At 41.3% G+C, this 17,939-nt stretch carries 11 protein-coding genes, 1 tRNA gene, 1 other RNA gene and 1 pseudogene; 13 read left to right on the forward strand and 1 reads right to left on the reverse strand.

The window, feature by feature from the left end:
* Nucleotides 1-178 precede the first annotated feature (178 nt).
* The 11 genes and pseudogenes from AC4HAL_RS08640 to AC4HAL_RS08690 all read left to right on the forward strand — a co-directional run bounded on the left by AC4HAL_RS08640 (nucleotide 179) and on the right by AC4HAL_RS08690 (nucleotide 15,966).
* Entirely contained in the window at nucleotides 179-778 is a 600-nt protein-coding gene (locus tag AC4HAL_RS08640; protein ID WP_491093830.1) for an NADPH-dependent FMN reductase, read from the forward strand.
* A 10-nt stretch (nucleotides 779-788) separates the two neighbouring features.
* Nucleotides 789-3,200 (forward strand): flavocytochrome c, encoded by a 2,412-nt coding sequence (locus AC4HAL_RS08645; RefSeq protein ID WP_491093831.1) that lies wholly within the window; start codon nucleotides 789-791, stop codon nucleotides 3,198-3,200.
* A 366-nt stretch (nucleotides 3,201-3,566) separates the two neighbouring features.
* Nucleotides 3,567-4,499, forward strand: coding sequence for a CPBP family intramembrane glutamic endopeptidase (locus AC4HAL_RS08650; RefSeq protein ID WP_491093832.1), 933 nt, complete (start codon nucleotides 3,567-3,569; stop codon nucleotides 4,497-4,499).
* Nucleotides 4,500-4,576: 77 nt separating this feature from the next.
* Entirely contained in the window at nucleotides 4,577-5,344 is a 768-nt protein-coding gene (locus AC4HAL_RS08655; RefSeq protein ID WP_491093833.1) for an HAD-IIB family hydrolase, read from the forward strand.
* Between the two features lie 85 nt (nucleotides 5,345-5,429).
* A complete protein-coding gene (tpx, locus tag AC4HAL_RS08660; RefSeq protein WP_491093834.1) occupies nucleotides 5,430-5,921 on the forward strand; it encodes a thiol peroxidase in 492 nt (163 codons plus the stop codon).
* A gap of 172 nt (nucleotides 5,922-6,093) precedes the next feature.
* Nucleotides 6,094-6,687, forward strand: a complete 594-nt coding sequence (locus AC4HAL_RS08665) for a restriction endonuclease subunit S (protein ID WP_491093835.1) — start codon at nucleotides 6,094-6,096, stop codon at nucleotides 6,685-6,687.
* Between the two features lie 484 nt (nucleotides 6,688-7,171).
* Nucleotides 7,172-11,782, forward strand: a complete 4,611-nt coding sequence (locus AC4HAL_RS08670; protein WP_491093836.1) for a glycoside hydrolase family 70 protein — start codon at nucleotides 7,172-7,174, stop codon at nucleotides 11,780-11,782.
* A gap of 209 nt (nucleotides 11,783-11,991) precedes the next feature.
* Nucleotides 11,992-13,344, forward strand: coding sequence for an Nramp family divalent metal transporter (locus AC4HAL_RS08675; protein WP_491093837.1), 1,353 nt, complete (start codon nucleotides 11,992-11,994; stop codon nucleotides 13,342-13,344).
* Nucleotides 13,345-13,507: 163 nt separating this feature from the next.
* Nucleotides 13,508-13,579, forward strand: a tRNA-Arg gene (locus AC4HAL_RS08680).
* Nucleotides 13,580-14,184: 605 nt separating this feature from the next.
* Entirely contained in the window at nucleotides 14,185-14,853 is a 669-nt protein-coding gene (locus tag AC4HAL_RS08685; protein ID WP_491093838.1) for a fructose-6-phosphate aldolase, read from the forward strand.
* Nucleotides 14,854-14,874: 21 nt separating this feature from the next.
* A pseudogene (locus AC4HAL_RS08690) lies at nucleotides 14,875-15,966 on the forward strand (glycerol dehydrogenase).
* A 48-nt stretch (nucleotides 15,967-16,014) separates the two neighbouring features.
* Here AC4HAL_RS08690 and AC4HAL_RS08695 read toward each other — a convergent pair.
* Entirely contained in the window at nucleotides 16,015-16,617 is a 603-nt protein-coding gene (locus AC4HAL_RS08695) for a TVP38/TMEM64 family protein (RefSeq protein WP_447452142.1), read from the reverse strand.
* A 77-nt stretch (nucleotides 16,618-16,694) separates the two neighbouring features.
* Between AC4HAL_RS08695 and ssrA the strand changes: the two genes are divergently transcribed.
* Both ssrA and AC4HAL_RS08705 read left to right on the forward strand, forming a co-directional pair.
* Nucleotides 16,695-17,043: a transfer-messenger RNA gene (ssrA, locus tag AC4HAL_RS08700) on the forward strand.
* Between the two features lie 33 nt (nucleotides 17,044-17,076).
* A complete protein-coding gene (locus tag AC4HAL_RS08705) occupies nucleotides 17,077-17,715 on the forward strand; it encodes a DUF3862 domain-containing protein (protein WP_447452141.1) in 639 nt (212 codons plus the stop codon).
* The last annotated feature ends 224 nt before the right edge of the window (nucleotides 17,716-17,939 follow it).

The raw sequence follows: 17,939 nt of genomic DNA on the forward strand, positions 1-17,939 counted from the left end.
AAAAGATCAAAACTAAGCTTGGAAAAAGTTTTAAAAAAGCAAGGTAGCTCTGACAGGAGCAGTAGTTTAAAAAGTCATGTCTTTCTTATTTTTCTTTGCAAGCTCAATTTCCAATTTCGAATTATCCACTGGATTATTCGGGTGGCTTAATATCTTAATGATTACTAGGAGGAACAATATGAAACTGGTTGCTATTGTAGGAACGAATTCAAATCGTTCAACCAATCGAAAGCTATTGCAATTTATGGCTAGGTATTTTACTGACCAAGCTGATATTGAGGTGCTGGAAATCAAGGATTTACCAGCTTTTAATGAACCGGAAAATAAGGTAGTTCCTGATTCCATTGCTGTCTTCAACCAAAAAATTGCAGCTGCTGAAGGAGTGATTATTGCAACTCCAGAGTACGACCACACCGTACCAGCCCCCCTTTCTTCTGTTTTGGAGTGGATCGCTTATACTAGTCGTAGTTTGATTAACAAACCGACGATGATTGTAGGGGCTTCGCTTGGAACTCTGGGAACATCACGTGCACAGGCGCATTTACGCCAAATTCTTGATGCTCCGGAATTAAAGGCTCGTGTCATGCCAGGAAATGAATTCCTTTTAGGCAATTCTGAGCAGGTTTTAGGTGGCGGTCAGTTTAACAATCCTGAAAAGCTAGCTGAGTTGGAAGATGTTTTTGATGAATTTCAGAGCTTTGTCACTTTAACAAACCAGTTAGTTAAGGAAACTGATACTGAACGCAAAAGAGCTTTTGTTTGGGATGTCAAAGAGTAGGAGAAATGTTATGAAATTAGTAGCTATCACAGGTACCAATGCAAAAACTTCTTACAATCGGAAACTATTGCAGTTTATGGTCAAGCATTTTGCAAGACAAGCTGACATTGAAATTTTAGAAATCACAGACATTCCGATGTTTAATGAAACAGATGATCAGACGGAATCGCCTCTTATCCAAAGTTTTAATCAAAAGATTTCTGAGGCTGAAGGAGTTATTATTGCAACACCGGAGCACAACCATACAATCCCGTCAAGTTTGAATAGTTTGCTTGAATGGCTGTCCTTTAATATTCATCCGCTTGATGGAAAACCCGTTATGATTGTAGGTGCTTCTTATACGGAACAAGGATCATCTCGGGCTCAGTTGCATTTACGTCAAATTTTGGACGCTCCTGGTGTTAATGCTAGAGTTATGCCTGGAAGTGAATTCTTGCTTGGATTTGCTCACAAGGCTTTTGATAGTGAAGGAAACTTAAGAGACGAGCGGACGGTGGATTTTTTAGATAGCTGTTTTTGGCGTTTTCTGCGTTTCGTAACTGTGGCTAATCAGCTTAATCTTCCAGAAGAAATTCGCTTTGAACCGGGAACCTACCAAGTAACGACGCAAGGACATAATGGCAAGTTGCCGATGGCTGTCACTCTCTCCGATGAGAAAATTGAAAAAATTGATATTGATAGTTCTGGAGAATCTTCTGGAATTGCAGACATCGTTTTTACTCGTATTCCAAATGAAATTTTGGAAGGGCAGACGCTTAATGTAGATGCCGTTTCTGGTGCTTCGGTAACCAGCAATGGCGTTTTGGATGGAGTTGCCCGTGCTGTCAAATTGGCAGGGGGGAATCCCGATGTATTGCGGAAACGTCCAAAGGCACCATCTGATTTAGACAAGAACGATAAAGAATATATAGTTGATGTTGCAGTTGTTGGTGGCGGCGGTGCAGGTTTAGCGGCGGCAGCCGCTGTTCTACAAGAGGGTAAGACCGCTATTGTTGTTGAAAAATTCCCAGCATTGGGAGGTAATACTGTCCGTGCAGGTGGCCCAATCAATGCGCCTTGGCCTGAGTGGCAAAATAGCTTTTCAGCCCATCCTGGAGAAGCCCAAAATCTAAAAAATCTTTATGATACTGATGAAGGTGATATTGACCCAGAGTATCTGGAAGATTTCCGTGCTTTGAAGTTAGAACTGGCAAGCTATCTTAAAAATCCAGATTATCTGTTCGATTCAAATTTGCTCTACCGTATCCAAACCTACATTGGCGGTAAGCGAATAGATCTGCAGGGTAATGAAATTCACGGTGATTATGACCTTGTTAAAATTTTGACAGAACGGGCTCTCGAATCTGTTAAATGGCTGGAGGATATCGGTTTAGAGTTTGACCGTAATGAAGTCACTATGCCGGTTGGAGCCCTGTGGCGCCGCGGTCACAAGCCGAAAGTCCCCATGGGCTATGCTTATATCTCTGTATTGGATAAATATGTGCGAGACAATGGTGGAACTATCCTGACCGATACCCCAGTCAAAGAATTAATTGTCGAGGATGGCATTGTTCGTGGTATTATTGGTACTGGTCGCAATGGTCAAAAAATTACAGTCCATGCTAAGGCGGTAGTCCTAGCTTCTGGCGGGTTCGGTGCTAACACAAAGATGCTGCAAAAATACAATACTTACTGGACAGAAATTGATGATGACATCAGAACGTCTAATTCACCAGCTATTACGGGAGATGGCATCATCCTTGGACAAAGTGTTGGAGCTGATCTTGTTGGCATGGGCTTTACTCAGATGATGCCTGTATCAGATCCGGAAACTGGCGCTCTCTTTTCCGGCCTGCAGGTACCGCCTGCAAACTTTATCATGGTTAATAGGAAAGGCAAACGCTTTGTTGATGAATATGGCAGTCGTGATAAATTATCGCAAGCGGCTATTGATAATGGTGGGTTATTCTATCTGATTGCGGACGATAATATCAAACAAACAGCTTACAACACTAGTGATGAAAAAATTGAAGCACAGGTGACAGCAGGCACGCTCTATCGTGCCGATACTCTAGAAGAGTTAGCAGAGCAAATTGCTATTGATCCGAAAGTTTTGGTTGAAACTATTACGAATTACAATCGTTATGTTGATAGCGGTTACGATCCTGAATTCAATAAAGGCAGCTTTGATCTTAAATGTGAAAAAGCACCCTTCTATGCAACTCCTAGAAAACCGGCAGTTCACCATACCATGGGTGGTCTGAAAATTGATACCCAAGCCCATGTTATCAGCCGACAAGGTCGTGTTATCTCAGGCCTCTATGCAGCAGGAGAAGTAGCTGGCGGTCTTCATGCTGGTAATCGTTTGGGTGGCAACTCCTTGACTGACATTTTTACTTTTGGCCGTATTGCTGGTCAAACTGCAGTAGATGAGTGGTGCTAAATATTACAAAATAAAAAGAGAGCCTTTTGAAATTAGAAATAAGATTAATGGCGCTCAGCACACTCGCCGCTATCGCTTGTAAGGATTAAAAGGTCCAATGGGACTTTTAAGGAATATCGGAAAATGCGAGTACGCCCTAAATAAGGACCTTCAATCAGCAGTGGTTCATTGGTGCTAAAGTACCTACTGTGCAGGGGTAAGACTTATTGGCTTAGCCGACTTAGTCTTACCCTCAGCCACTGTGTCAACTTTTCTATTGTCTTTTGAGTCGCCCATTGATGTTTGCTTTGCAAGCTTAATTCCAATTTCAAATTATCCGTTGGATAATTTGAGCGACTTAGTACCTGATAAAAAGGAGGTTGTAAGATGCAGTCCGATCTTTTTACCGAAACAGCGAAGGGGAAGATAACGAAATCAATTATATTATTGATCCTTATTGCCCTGATGCTCTTATTTTTAGGAACTCTGATAGGTGGTTTTAGCCTAGTACCTGTTATTTTGATTTATTTTCTGGGGAATGGTTCTCCAGTCCCTAATCTGTCTGGAGAAATACAAACCAGTCTACCATTTTCAACAGATGTTTCTACCTTAATTGGACTGTTTGCCTTCTGGGGTATTTATCTTGCTGTCTTTGGTTGGGTAAAATGGGTGGAGAAGCGCCCTATTTCCTCGCTGGGTCTGTTTAAGAGGAAGGCAGGTAGAGAACTGGCTAAGGGGTGGTTGATCGGTGCAGGGCTTTTTAGTATTATGGTGGTTTTATTGAGCCTTTTTGGAATGGTCGAGTTGGAAAAAATTAATATCTCAGCTAAAAGCTTAGGATTCCTATTATTATATATACTTGCTTGGCAAGTTCAGAGTGGAGCTGAGGAACTCTTGACTAGAGGCTGGTTAATGCCAGCAGTGGCTAGCCACCATCGGAAGTTTACGGCCGTCATGGTAGCTTCGCTTCTGTTTGGCTTATTACATCTGCCAAATGCTCATGTAACCATCCTTTCTCTCTTAGTGGTCATATTATTTGGTCTCATGATGTGCCTCTATGTCGTTTGGAAGGGCAATATCTGGGGAGTCTTTGGACTTCATGCGGCGTGGAATTGCTTTCAAGGTTCTGTTTTTGGTATTCCAGTTTCCGGCACAGCTGCCTTGCCATCATCTATTATTCAGTTGCAGTTAAAAGGAGCTTCATATTTGAGTGGTGGTGCTTTTGGTGTAGAGGGAAGTATTTTGACGGTATTCGTGCTATCCTTAGTTTGCCTCTTTCTCTATTTAAAAATTCGCAAAAAAGTAGCAGTAGCGTCATAAATGTCCAATAAAATCTAGGTTTCGGCCTAGTTTTTTGTTATAATCGTAGGGAAGTGCGTAAGAATAGGAGATGTGCGATGCATTTTATTTTTGATTTGGACGGTACCCTGTCTTTTGATGGGTTTAGTATAGATAGTAAAATCAAAGCAGTACTTGGTAAAGCCAAAGATTTTGGGCATACTGTCGTTTTTGCGTCAGCTAGGTCGTATCGGGATTCCGTTGATATGCTAGGTGAGGAGCTGGCCAAGGAGCGCGTTATCGGCTTGAATGGAGGGCTGGTCTACAATCAAGGCCGGCTAGTGCTAGAGTACAATTTGGATACGGAAGTCTATCGTGAGGCTCTCAGTTATTGCCGTACTTACAATTTGCCATATTTTGTTGATAATTCTTTTAATTATGCAACGGGCAATGAGGAGCATATTCCTTTTATCAATTTGGTTGACCCCCTGAGTCTAGCTAATAAGATAGCAGCGGAAGAGCTGGAACATCCTATTAAAATGGTTATCTATATGGGTAATCACGAAGAATTAGTGGCTGATATCTCATATCAGATCAAGTCCACCGATAAACTGGAGCTCTTTTACCATGAACAAGAAAAATGCCTTTATCTTAATCCTAACCAAGTTAGCAAGGCTTCGACTATCTTGGAAATTCTTGATGAGGAGCCCTTCATAGCTTTTGGAAATGATAAAAATGACATTGAGATGTTCAAGGAGGCTCTCTACGGTGTCCAAGTCGGTAGTTTTACTTATCTAAAGACTTACGCTGATGATCAAGTTGAAGCTGATAACCAAGCGATTGCCGATAAGATTCTTGAACTCTTTCAAGCCTTTCAAGGCAAATAATTTATAGTCAAAATCTTGGCAATCTCCTAAAAAAAGCGTTACCATGTAGGTGCCGTTGATGGATGGCTAGAAAGCAGGGAGCAATATGCCAACATTTTTAGGAAAACCTGTAAAGGTTGATAAAGCTAAACAGTTGCAAGTAGGGGATATAGCACATGATTTTACCTTAACAGCGACAGATTTGACTAAAAAGCATTTATCTGATTTTCAAGGGAAAAAGGTCATCAGTATCGTTCCTTCAATTGATACGGGTCTTTGTTCTACTCAGACGCGGACGTTTAACCGAGACTTGGCTGCAAGGCCTGATACTCTTGTGATTACAGTATCGGCAGATCTCCCCTTTGCCCAAGAGCGTTGGTGCGGTGCGCAGGATTTGGAGGATGTTATCATGCTGTCGGATTACTATGATAATAGTTTTGCCAAGGCTTATGGGCTGCTAATGGAAGAATGGCACCTTTTAGCACGGGCTGTGCTGGTTTTGGATGAAACCAATACAGTGCGCTATACTGAGTATTTGGAGAACGTTAATTCAGAGCCTGACTATGAGGCAGCGATCGCAGCGCTCAAGGCTTTATAAAAATAAATTAAAACCCCTTTAATAGCCCCCAAATGGTCATTTATAGGGGTTCTTTTGCATATTCTTTTGATTTTCTTAAGAAATTAGGGTATGATAGAGCAGGTATATTGCGATTTCCATATTGGCTACAGGACCAGATATGGATAAATAAGAGGAGAAGGAGAGAATGCATATGGCGTTGATAGAAGGATATCTTGCCAATCAGATCGTAAAAGTGCCTCTTGGTCAGGTGGTGCGTGCTTTTAAAGGGAAGGCCGTCTCTAGTAAAGCAGAGCCAGGGGAGATTAGCTACATCAATTTATCTGACATGACAGAATTTGGTATTGACTACGGTCAGCTTAAAACCTTTCAAGAATCAAAGGACAAGTTGCCCAAGTATCTTTTAGAAACTGGTGATGTTTTGGTAGCTTCTAAAGGGACGGTTAAAAAGGTAGCTGTGTTTGAAGAGCAGGATTATCCTATCGTTGCTTCTTCAAATATTACAGTTTTACGTCCGATTGGGGAGGTTAGTGGTTTTTATTTGAAGCTCTTTTTAGAATCGGATCTGGGTCAAGAACTCTTGGCAACTGCAGACCACGGTAAGGGAATTCTTAATATTTCAACAGCTCAGCTATTGGAAATACCAATTCCTAAGTTACCGCCTGTCAAGCAAAACTATCTTGTTCAGTATGCTAGCCAAGGTTTAGCAGACTATCAGCGCAAATTGGCTAGAGCCCAGCAGGAGTGGGAGTATGTTAAGCAAGAAGTGGAAAAAAATCTTTATTAGTCAGGAAGAAGCCTTAAACTTGGGGCTTTTTTCGTCTCTTTTTAAAGACTGCTAGTAGGTAGGGAAAATATTTAATCAATGGTCGCTGGTATTGCTTGAGTGTTGCTGCTTAAAGCCAACTCGAGAATACTTCAAGTATATTCAGCTTTTTTTGGAACTGGCCTCGGTGCTCGACTCTTTATGGTGTAATCGTCTACGATATCTTGTAATGATTTTTTGAACTGATTGAGGAAAAAACTTTATAGAAAAACGCTTTCAGAAATACATTATTTTTTGCAGAAAATGGAAATCAAAGTCTTGGAAATGCCATGAATGACAAGGGATTGCAATGTTACTGAGTTGAAATAATTAACAAAGAAAATGACATCAGAAATAGTAGGTTTGTAAAGTAAAAATGCTATCATGTTTGGCGGTTAAGGGAGTACTGGTGCTCAGTACATTTAACTAAATAATTTAAAGCCTAAGGCTTGAAGGAGTAATCCTAATGGAAAAAAAACTACGTTATAAACTACACAAGGTTAAAAAACAGTGGGTAACTATAGCCGTGGCCACTATTGGTTTGCTTAGCATCATTGGTATGGGTTCTGTCAGTGATAGCCATGTATCGGCAGATGAAGCGACAGCTAGCGAACAGGTCGCTGCAGCAGATGACGGTAGTCAGGAGACGGGAGCTGTAGCTTCAGATTCAGCTTCCTCTGACGATGCCAATACTGAACTTCCAGCTGAATCTAGTGCCCCTGCCGAAGAAAGTACCGAAGTTTCTGCAGCGGGTAGTTCACAGTCTTCAGAGGAAACGACTGAAACCCCAGCAGATCAGGAAACAGCACCAGAGCGAGAGGCTGCCAATCAAACTGCTGCTGAGCAGGAGAAGGTTCCAGCTTCCGACGGAGTTAGGGTCGAGCGCCGTGATGTGGCTGCAGTGGAAACTGCCCCAGCTCAAGCAGCCGACCTGACTGATCAGGAAAAAGAGGCGGCTATGTCTCTTGATAATGTTAAGCAGATCGATGGGAATTACTATTATGTTCAGCCAGATGGCAGCTATAAAAAGAATTTTGCCATCACAGTCAATGGTCAAATGCTTTACTTTGACGCTGATACTGGTGCGCTTTCCAGCACATCAACCTACTCATTCTCACAAGGCTTGACCAACTTGGTTGATGATTTTACAGCTCATAATAAGGCTTACAATTCTAATGCTGAGAGTTTTGAGTTGGTTGATGGCTATTTGACAGCTAACAGCTGGTATCGTCCAGAATCAATCTTGCGCAATGGTCAAACTTGGGAAGCTTCGACAGCGGATGATTTACGTCCAGTTCTGATGAGCTGGTGGCCTGATAAGGACACGCAGGTAGCTTATCTGAATTATATGTCGGATTACCTCGGTTCAGATAATGAAAACTTTACGAACGAAACTTCGCAAGTTGCCCTTAATAAAGCAGCTCAGCTTATTCAAACGAAGATTGAGCAGCGTATCACAGCTGAGAACAATACAGAGTGGCTTCGCTCGGCTATTAAGGCTTTCGTCACCCAGCAGTCGAAGTGGAATGTTGACTCGGAAAATCTCAACCGCAACGACCATCTGCAACATGGTGCTTTACTCTACAATAATAGTGATTTAACACCATGGGCCAATTCGGATTATCGTTTGCTCAATCGCACTCCAACTACACAAACTGGTCAGCAGCGTTATTTCGCTGACAGTAACCCAATTGGTGGTTACGAATTCTTGCTGTCCAATGATGTGGATAATTCGAATCCAGTAGTTCAAGCAGAAATGCTCAACCAGCTGCATTATTTGATGAACTGGGGCTCGATTGTCATGGGTGATGACCAAGCTAACTTTGATGGTGTACGGGTTGATGCGGTTGATAATGTCAATGCCGACCTCCTTCAGGTCTATACTAATTACTTCCAAGAATATTACGGCGTCAATAAATCAGAAGCTGATGCTTTAGCACATATTTCCATCCTTGAAGCATGGAGTTATAACGATAATCAATATAATATTGATACGAACGGCGCTGCTATCTCTATTGATAACTATTCTCGTCTAGCTGCTCTGTCAACCTTAACAAGACAGCTTGATCAGCGGCAGGGATTGGAAAGCTTGATTACCGATACGCTGAATAAGGAACGCCGCAACGACTCGGCTTATGGCGATACAATCGCTAATTATTCCTTTGTACGGGCTCACGACAGTGAGGTACAAACGATTATTGCCAAGATTATCGCTAAGGAAATTGATACAACAACGGATGGTTATACCTTTACCTTGGATCAGCTCAAAGAGGCCTTCAAAATTTACAATGAAGACATGAACAAGGTTGAAAAGACCTATACCCATTATAATATTCCAGCCGCCTATGCCCTCTTATTGAGCAATATGGAATCTGTGCCTCGGGTTTATTATGGTGATTTGTATACAGATGATGGCCAGTATATGGCTACTAAATCGCCTTACTTTGATGCTATTGATACCTTGATGCGGGCTCGTATTGCCTACGTATCTGGTGGTCAAGCTATGAATGTTGCCAAGACTGACTCTGGCCAAGAAGTTTTAACATCTGTCCGCTTCGGCCAAGATATTATGACGGCTGATGACAGTCAGGGAACAGATCTTAGTCGTACGTCGGGTATGGTAACCTTGGTGAGCAATAATCCTAACCTGTCCTTAGCAGCTAACGATACGGTTACCGTTAATGTGGGGCAAGTCCATGCTAATCAGGCCTATCGCCCTCTGCTGTTAGGTACGCAGGATGGTGTCAAATCTTACTTGACTGATGCTGATACTAATCTGGTTAAATATACAGATGAAAATGGGAACTTGACCTTTACAGCTGATGATATCAAAGGTTATTCAACAGTTGATATGAGCGGCTATCTGGCTGTTTGGGTACCGGTTGGGGCACAGGCTAATCAGGATATTCGTGTAGCAGCTAGTGAAGAAGCTAAGAGTTCAGATGACTTAACCTACAAGACCTCAGCAGCTCTGGATTCACAGCTGATCTATGAAGGTTTCTCAAATTTCCAAGACTTTGCTACTAATGATTCTGAATATACCAATAAGCGAATTGCTGAAAATGCCGATCTCTTTAAGGCTTGGGGTGTGACTTCCTTTGAAATGGCACCGCAGTACGTATCAACAGATGATGGCACCTTCATTGATTCCATTATTAAAAATGGCTATGCTTTTGATGACCGCTATGACCTAGCTATGAGCCAAAATAATAAATATGGTTCTAAGGAAGATTTGGCCAATGCGCTTAAGGCTCTCCATGCTGCAGGGATCCAAGCAATTGCCGATTGGGTACCGGACCAAGTTTATTCATTACCAGGTGAAGAAATTGTGACAGCTACACGTATTGATAGTTACGGTAAAGAAGTTGTTGACGCTGAGATTGATCACTCATTATATGCCGCTAATACCAAGAGTAGTGGTAAGGATTACCAAGCACAGTACGGTGGTGAATTCTTAGATGAGCTCAAGGCTAAATACCCAAGCATGTTCGAAGTTCCGATGATTTCTAATGGACAAAAACTTGATACGTCAACAAAAATTAAGACTTGGGAAGCTAAGTATTTCAATGGAACTAACATTCTTAAAAAGGGTGCTGGATATGTCCTCAGTGATGATGCAACTGGCAAATACTTTACTGTTAATGACAAGGGTGACTTCTTGCCAGCCGCTCTGACAGGAGATACGAGTGCACAAACTGGTTTCTACTTTGATGGTAAAGGTATGACTTACCGCTCTACATCTGGCAATAAGGCGGTATCCTCCTTCGTTTATGAGGGCGGTCATTACTATTACTTTGATAAAGATGGCTATATGGTAACAGGAGCTTATAAAGCAGATAATGGCAAGACTTACTTCTTCCTGTCAAATGGTGTTCAGTTGCGTGACACGATCTATCAAGATGAGAAAGGCGATCGTCATTACTACGGTAAGACAGGTATGCTATTTACTGGACCAAATTGGTACTCATCTGTAGATCCAGCAGATCCCAACAACCTAGTTTATCGCTACATCGATGCAAACAATGTGATGGCCACAGGTCTTAAAACGATTGAGGGTGCTACCTATTACTTCGATCAAGACGGTTACCAAGCTAAGGGCAAGATGATCACTGATGAAGATGGTAACATTCGCTATTTCGCAGAAAATTCTGGTAATATGATTAAGAATGATTTTGCTAAGGTTGACAATAACTGGTATTATTTCGATGAGCATGGTATAGCTGCTAAGGGTGAAGTGACCATCAATGGCGCTGTGCTTCATTTCGATGAGACAACAGGAGCTCAAACTAAGGGCTTCCTTACAGATGCTAATGGCAGACAGCGTTATTATGATCTTAACTCAGGTGCTAAATTAGTCAAAGACTTCTTCTCAATCGGTGATGACTGGTACTATGCTGATGCTAATGGCTATGTTGTCAAGGGCTTCCGCAATATGGATGGTAACTGGTATTACTTTGATGAAGCGACTGGCAAACAGGCCAAAGGGCAAGTGGCTGTTAATGGTCAGACACTTTACTTCCATCCAGATTCAGGCATCCAGGTTAAGGGTGATTTTGTGACGGATCAGGACGGTCAAATTGCTTACTATGATGCTAATTCAGGTGATCGAAAGACTGCTGAGTTCTTCACGACAGGTGACAATGCTTGGTACTATGCTGATGCTGATGGCCATGTCGTCAAAGGAGCACAAAGTATCAATGGTCAAAGGCTCTATTTTGATGAAGCGACTGGTAAACAAGCTAAGGGAATCAGCGTTGTAGCTGCTGATGGCAGCCGTCGTCACTATGATGCTGACTCAGGATCTTTAGTCACAAATACTTTTGCTGAAGCTGCCGCTAACTCAAATCAATGGTACTATTATGATGCTAATGGTGTAGCTGTTAAGGGAGAACAGAAGATCAATAATCAAGAATTGTATTTTGATCCAACTACAGGTCAGCAAGCCAAGGGTATTATGGTTACGATTAATGGTCGTAGATACTACTATGATGCAGTTTCTGGTGAACGTGTTAAAAATCGTTATGTCAGAGTAGATGGCCGTTGGTATTACTTCGGAGCTGACGGAGCTGCTGTCTAACACTATGTGCAGCTAACGAAACGAAGAGTGAAATAGCAAAAAACGATTGCTATAAAGGGTACTGGGACCTTTGTCTCAGGCTCTTTTTAATACCTACAAATTATTGTGTTTTTCTTATGGGAGGGGGGGGATATTTGTCCAAATCGCTGGCTGTGCTGATATGTGCTATAATGAATCTAGTTGAATATAGTTAGAAAAGAGGTTCTCTTTTGAAAACGCATCATAGTCCAAACTCAGCGGAAAAACGCTCACTCGATGAGGTTAACCAAAGTGTCGATGTTCCTGAAGGCGCTTCTTTTTGGCAAAGCTTACGTGCTTTCATTGGTCCGGGTGCTCTAGTGGCAGTCGGCTATATGGATCCTGGCAATTGGATCACAAGTGTTGTGGGTGGAGCCAGCTATAAGTATTTGCTTCTATCTATTGTTTTGATTTCGTCCTTGATGGCCATGCAGTTGCAGCAGATGGCCGGAAAGTTAGGTATTGTGACACGTCAGGACTTGGCTCAGGCGACAGCGGCTCATCTGCCCAAATGGCTGCGTTATGGTCTTTTTGTTATCATTGAGTTAGCTCTAATGGCGACTGATTTAGCAGAAATCATCGGTTCTGGGATTGCCCTGCATCTTTTATTTGGCTGGCCCTTGATGGTCGCCGTTTTTGCAACGATTTTGGATGTCTTTTTGCTTCTGTCATTGATGAAGCTGGGTTTTCGTAAGATCGAAGCGATTGTATCGACTTTGATTTTGACCATTCTACTTATTTTTGCTTATTTAACGCTTATTTCGCATCCAAGCATCACTGGCATATTCAAGGGCTTTGTCCCCAGTCCTTCAATTTTTGACGTTCATCAGGTCGGTGCTCATACCAAGCTGACCTTGGCCTTAGGGATTATCGGGGCGACAGTAATGCCACACAACCTCTATCTCCACTCATCTATTTCGCAGACAAGGCGGGTTGATTATGATAATCCAATGGCTATTCGTCGGGCAATTCGCTTTATGACTTGGGATTCTAATATTCAGCTGAGCTTAGCTTTTGTTGTTAATTCCTTACTTTTGGTTTTGGGGGCTTCCCTATTTTATGGTCATGCCAGCAAGATTAGTGCCTTTACGCAGATGTACAATGCGCTTGCGGATCCAACTATTGCTGGCAGTGTTGCCAGTGGTTTTTTGTCCACCCTTTTTGCCGTAGCTCTCCTAGCGAGCGGGCAAAATTCAACGATTACAGGAACTCTAACCGGACAAATTGTTATGGAAGGTTTTTTAAATCTTCGCCTACCGCAGTGGGCTATTAGGTTATTGACACGTTTATTGGCTCTTTTACCTGTAATGCTAGCAACGCTGATTTGGGGTGGTCAAGAGAAGGTGCTGGATCAGCTGATTGTTTACTCTCAAGTTTTTTTGTCTCTTGCTCTGCCTTTTTCGATCTTTCCTCTGATTTATTTCACATCTAGTCGAAAGCTGATGGGAGGCTACAGCAACGCTAGATGGAATATGATAACGGCTTATTTGATTGCAAGCTTGCTGACTGTTTTGAATTTAAAATTGATTATTGACTTACTATAAAAAACGAGGAAAATCAGGACTCTGTCTACTGATTTCTCTTTTCCTCACTTGTTAACTTAAGATCCCCTGATTTCAGGAATTAGAGAGTTCGCGATTGTTTTCCATCGGATTGTTATTTTCCTATGGCAACTTTTGTCTTGTCGTGGTATAATATTAAGCGTCGCCATCCTTAGTGTAATGGATATCACGTAAGATTCCGGTTCTTGAGATGGGGGTTCGATTCCCTCAGGATGGATAAAACCTTCAGCTAACAGCTGGGGGTTTTTTATATCCTCATAAAGCAATTTTTAACCTCTTATGAGATTTACGCTCTTTGAAAATCTCATGATATGTTGTGGTACTTATGATGGGAGTGGGAACCAGCCCAATAATTTTTAATTTTGGTCCCCAGCACTTCTCTGGTTGTTTTCTAGAGGTGGTGACCTAAAACAGGGCTTATTCCAGACTATTTTAGCCCATTAAGCAGCCCTGTATTTGATTTTCTTTAGGTATCAATTTGTTAGTGGAGAGATCCATAATTATCTTAATAATTATCAAGAATAGTTAGCGATTGCGATAACTTGCTAAGCGATTTAACATCGAAATGTAATTGAAATACTAACTCAAATAAACTGTAATAGTTATGTGTTACGGTACCCTTGATTAGGATAGCTTTATTTGAGACTGTAGCAATCTGTCTATGGGTAAGATATTTTTTAGCTTTTCAAATTTTTGGCGCTTTCAGTACCACTTCATTGGTGGTTGTTATCCTTTTATGTGCTGCAAAATCAGTTAGCTTTATAAGGTCTTATCGAAGATACATGATTTAATATTATGGCTACCGTTTAAAGGAGAATTTCAATGGAATTTATGCTTGATACTGTAAATTTAGAAGAAATTGAAAAATGGGCAGCTATTTTACCTCTAGCTGGCGTAACGTCAAATCCTTCAATTGTCAAAAAAGAAGGCAATATTGACTTCTTTGAACAAGCTCGAAAAATTCGTAAAATTATCGGTGAAAAATCTAGTTTTCATGCACAGGTTGTAGCAGCTGATGTCAAGGGCATTATTAAGGATGCTCATAAGCTCAGAAATGAGTTGGGGGGTAATCTTTATATTAAAATTCCTGTCTCTGCTGCAGGATTAGCAGCGATGAAAGAGCTTAAAAAACAGGGATTCAATATCACAGCAACAGCTATTTATAGCCTTTTTCAAGGACTTTTAGCAATTGAAGCCGACGCTGATTATCTGGCACCTTATTATAATAGAATGGAGAACCTTAATACGGATTCTGAAATAGTGATTACCCAACTGGCACAAGCTATTCAAAATAAAGGTAGCTCAACTAAGATTTTGGCTGCTAGTTTCAAAAATGTTGCCCAGATGAATAAGGCATTAACAGCCGGTGCTCACGCTGTAACAGCTAGTGGAGCAGTATATGAATCTGGTTTGGAGAACCCATCAATCCAAAAAGCGGTTGATGATTTTACAGCTGATTGGAAGGAAACACAAGGGCGTAACTATATTTAGAATAGAAAAAAGGAGGGCATTATGAAAATTTTTGCAAGTCCATCTCGTTATATTCAAGGTGAAAAAGCTTTGTTTGAGAACGATAAAATCATTTTAGAACTAGGAAATAGTCCAATTTTGCTCTGTGATGACCGTGTTTATGAAATTATTGGGGAGGAGTAGGAGTCTCACTTGCGAGGCTGCGGTATTTTGACTACTCGGGTTAGTTTTAATGGCGAAGCATCTGAAAATGAAATTAATCGTGTCGTTGCTATTGCAAAAGAGGATCAGAGCAATCTAATCATTGGTCTAGGTGGTGGTAAGACAATAGATAGCGCCAAGGCCATTGCAGATCTATTAGATTTACCAGTTATTATTGCTCCTACGGTTGCCTCCACAGATGCTCCGACTTCGGCGCTATCGGTTATTTATACAGACGAAGGGGCCTTTGAAAAATATATTTTCTACTCAAAAAATCCAGACTTGGTCCTAGTAGATACCAGAGTAATCAGCAGATCGCCTGTCAGGTTGCTTGCTTCAGGGGTTGCAGATGGGCTAGCTACTTGGGTAGAGGCGCGAGCAGTCATGCAAAAAAATGGTGAAACCATGGCGGGTGCAAGTCAAACTTTGGCTGGGCTAGCCATTGCTCAGGCTTGCGAGGAAACATTATTTGCAGACGGACTTAAAGCACTGGCGAGCTGTGAGGCCCAAGTGGTCACAAAGGCCCTTGAAAATGTGGTTGAGGCAAATACTTTACTTAGCGGACTTGGATTTGAAAGCGGTGGATTAGCTGCTGCGCATGCTATTCATAATGGTTTTACAGCTTTAGAAGGTGATATTCATCATCTTACTCACGGGGAAAAAGTTGCCTATGGAACATTAACACAGCTTTTCTTGGAAAATCGATCGGAAGAAGAAATTAATAAATATATTCATTTTTACCAAGCTATTGGCATGCCAACAACCCTAGAAGAGATGCATTTGGGGCAAGCCTCCTATGAGGATCTGCTTAGAGTTGGCCAACAAGCAACAATTGATACAGAAACTATCCATCAGATGCCATTTACTATTACAGCTACCAATGTGGCTGATGCTTTGCTTGCTGTGGATACTTATGTTCGCTCCATGGCCTAAATAAGTGACCATTATAAAAGAATCGTGTTAACTAAGGTCACGATTCTTTTATTTTTTAGTAAAGCCAAAGAGGTAATAAGCCCATTTGCCTCCTAGTTCCCAAATGAGATTATAGCCGATAACAGAAATAGGCTTCGTTATAAGCATGATAATAGAAAATTTTTTTAGAGACATATTGGTCAAGCCAGTTACCATGACCATCAGATCCGCTGGTGAAACGGGCGAAAGCATACATAGGATAAAAAGGCGTTCATAACCTGGACTTTCCAGCTTGGCTTCGTATCGTTTAAAAGTTTCTTCTTTAGTGAAGAGTAAGATAAATTTACGACCGAAGTGTTGGACGAGAGAAAAAAGAATGATACTGCCAATGATGATACCTATAGAATTATAAAGGAGTCCCTGCCAAAAACCAAATACAGCAAATCCAACGATAGTAGTAACCCCGCCGGGAATGATCGGGAGCACTACTTGTATAATCTGAATTAAAATAAAAATCAGTGGGGAGAGAACCTTGTACTGAGAGACCCAGTTTTTAAATGCATCGAAATCACTCAGCGTCCCATCTTTAAACAACCAAATGACTAAAATAGCACTGATAATTAGGATAGCAATCCCCAGCCACTCTATGGCCTTTTTGGCAAACTTATACATAGTCTGATTATACCCCAAAATATATATTTTTGCTATTTTTTAGCGGATTTGTTATAATTGCCAAAGTGATGTTTTTAGGGGTCGTTACGGATTCGACAGGCATTGTGCGATATATTTTGCAACTCGGGTGGCGTCGTTAACGCTCAGTTAAATATAACTGCAAAAAATACAAATTCTTACGCAGTAGCTGCCTAAACACCAGCTCGCGTAATCTTCTAGCGGATTGCTTGTGTTCGTCAGAAGGTTTCATTAGCAGCAAGCTACGTTTAATCATAGCCTAGCTGATTAAAAGGAGATCTATAGGCTCGCTAAGTGAGGACTTGAGTTATGTGTCGTCTCTTGGTCAAATCAAGACATAACCTATGGTTGTAGACAAATATGTTGGCGGATGTTTGGACGTGGGTTCGACTCCCACCGGCTCCATATCAAACTGGTTGGGAAAGAGAAAGGGTGTTGATAATGAAAAAAGTAGCAGTAGGATTGATGGCCTTATTAGCAGCCATTTTATTGGTGGCTTGTCACAAGGACAACGATAAGAAAACGACTAGTTCATCGTCTTTATCACTTTCCTCTAGTACTTTACAAAGCAGTGACAATCATGATAATGTGCGTAAAAATTTTGATAAGGTAAGCCTTGGCAAGGCTGATAATGATTTTGCTGGAGGAACTAATTTATCCCAGCTCAAAAAGTATTTTGGCGAACCGACCAGTCACAAGCAGGAAAAACCAAGCTCAGGTAATATTACCTTGGAGGTCTACACTTGGACTTTTGATGATGTCAGCGTTGAAGTGAAGCTCTTCAACGATAGTGCCTTGGTACGTTCTATTAAGGGTTATTCCTATAAACGTGAAACCAATTTTTCAGCTAAGGACTATAATAATTTAAAAGATGGTTTAGCCTATGCCGATATGGTCGCAAAATACGGTGCACCTGACAGCTTGTCTGAGGCTGCTTCATCGGATCAAACAGAACTTCAAGCTGTTTGGTCTAGCAATCTCAAATTGGCTAAGGGACAGAAGCAAGGCCAGATGATTATTAACTTTACCAATGGTAAATTAACAGAAAAAGAACAATCGGGACTAGGTTCAACCGAATAGCAGAAGTGTGGGAAGGCTTATTTTCCTTCCTATATCTAATCTCAAAAGCTTTTATACTATTTACAGACAAACTTAGATGAAAAAAACGCTCCGGTGGAGCGTTTCAGACTGAAGACAAAGCTCTTGGAATTACATTTCTAAGAGCTTTTTGCTCTGTTTAGGAGTATACTAAAAGAAAACAGTTTGTGAGGTAAGGCCATGTTTCACAAAGAAAAGCCAGATTA

The organism is Streptococcus sp. ELY_125, from assembly GCF_058314535.1.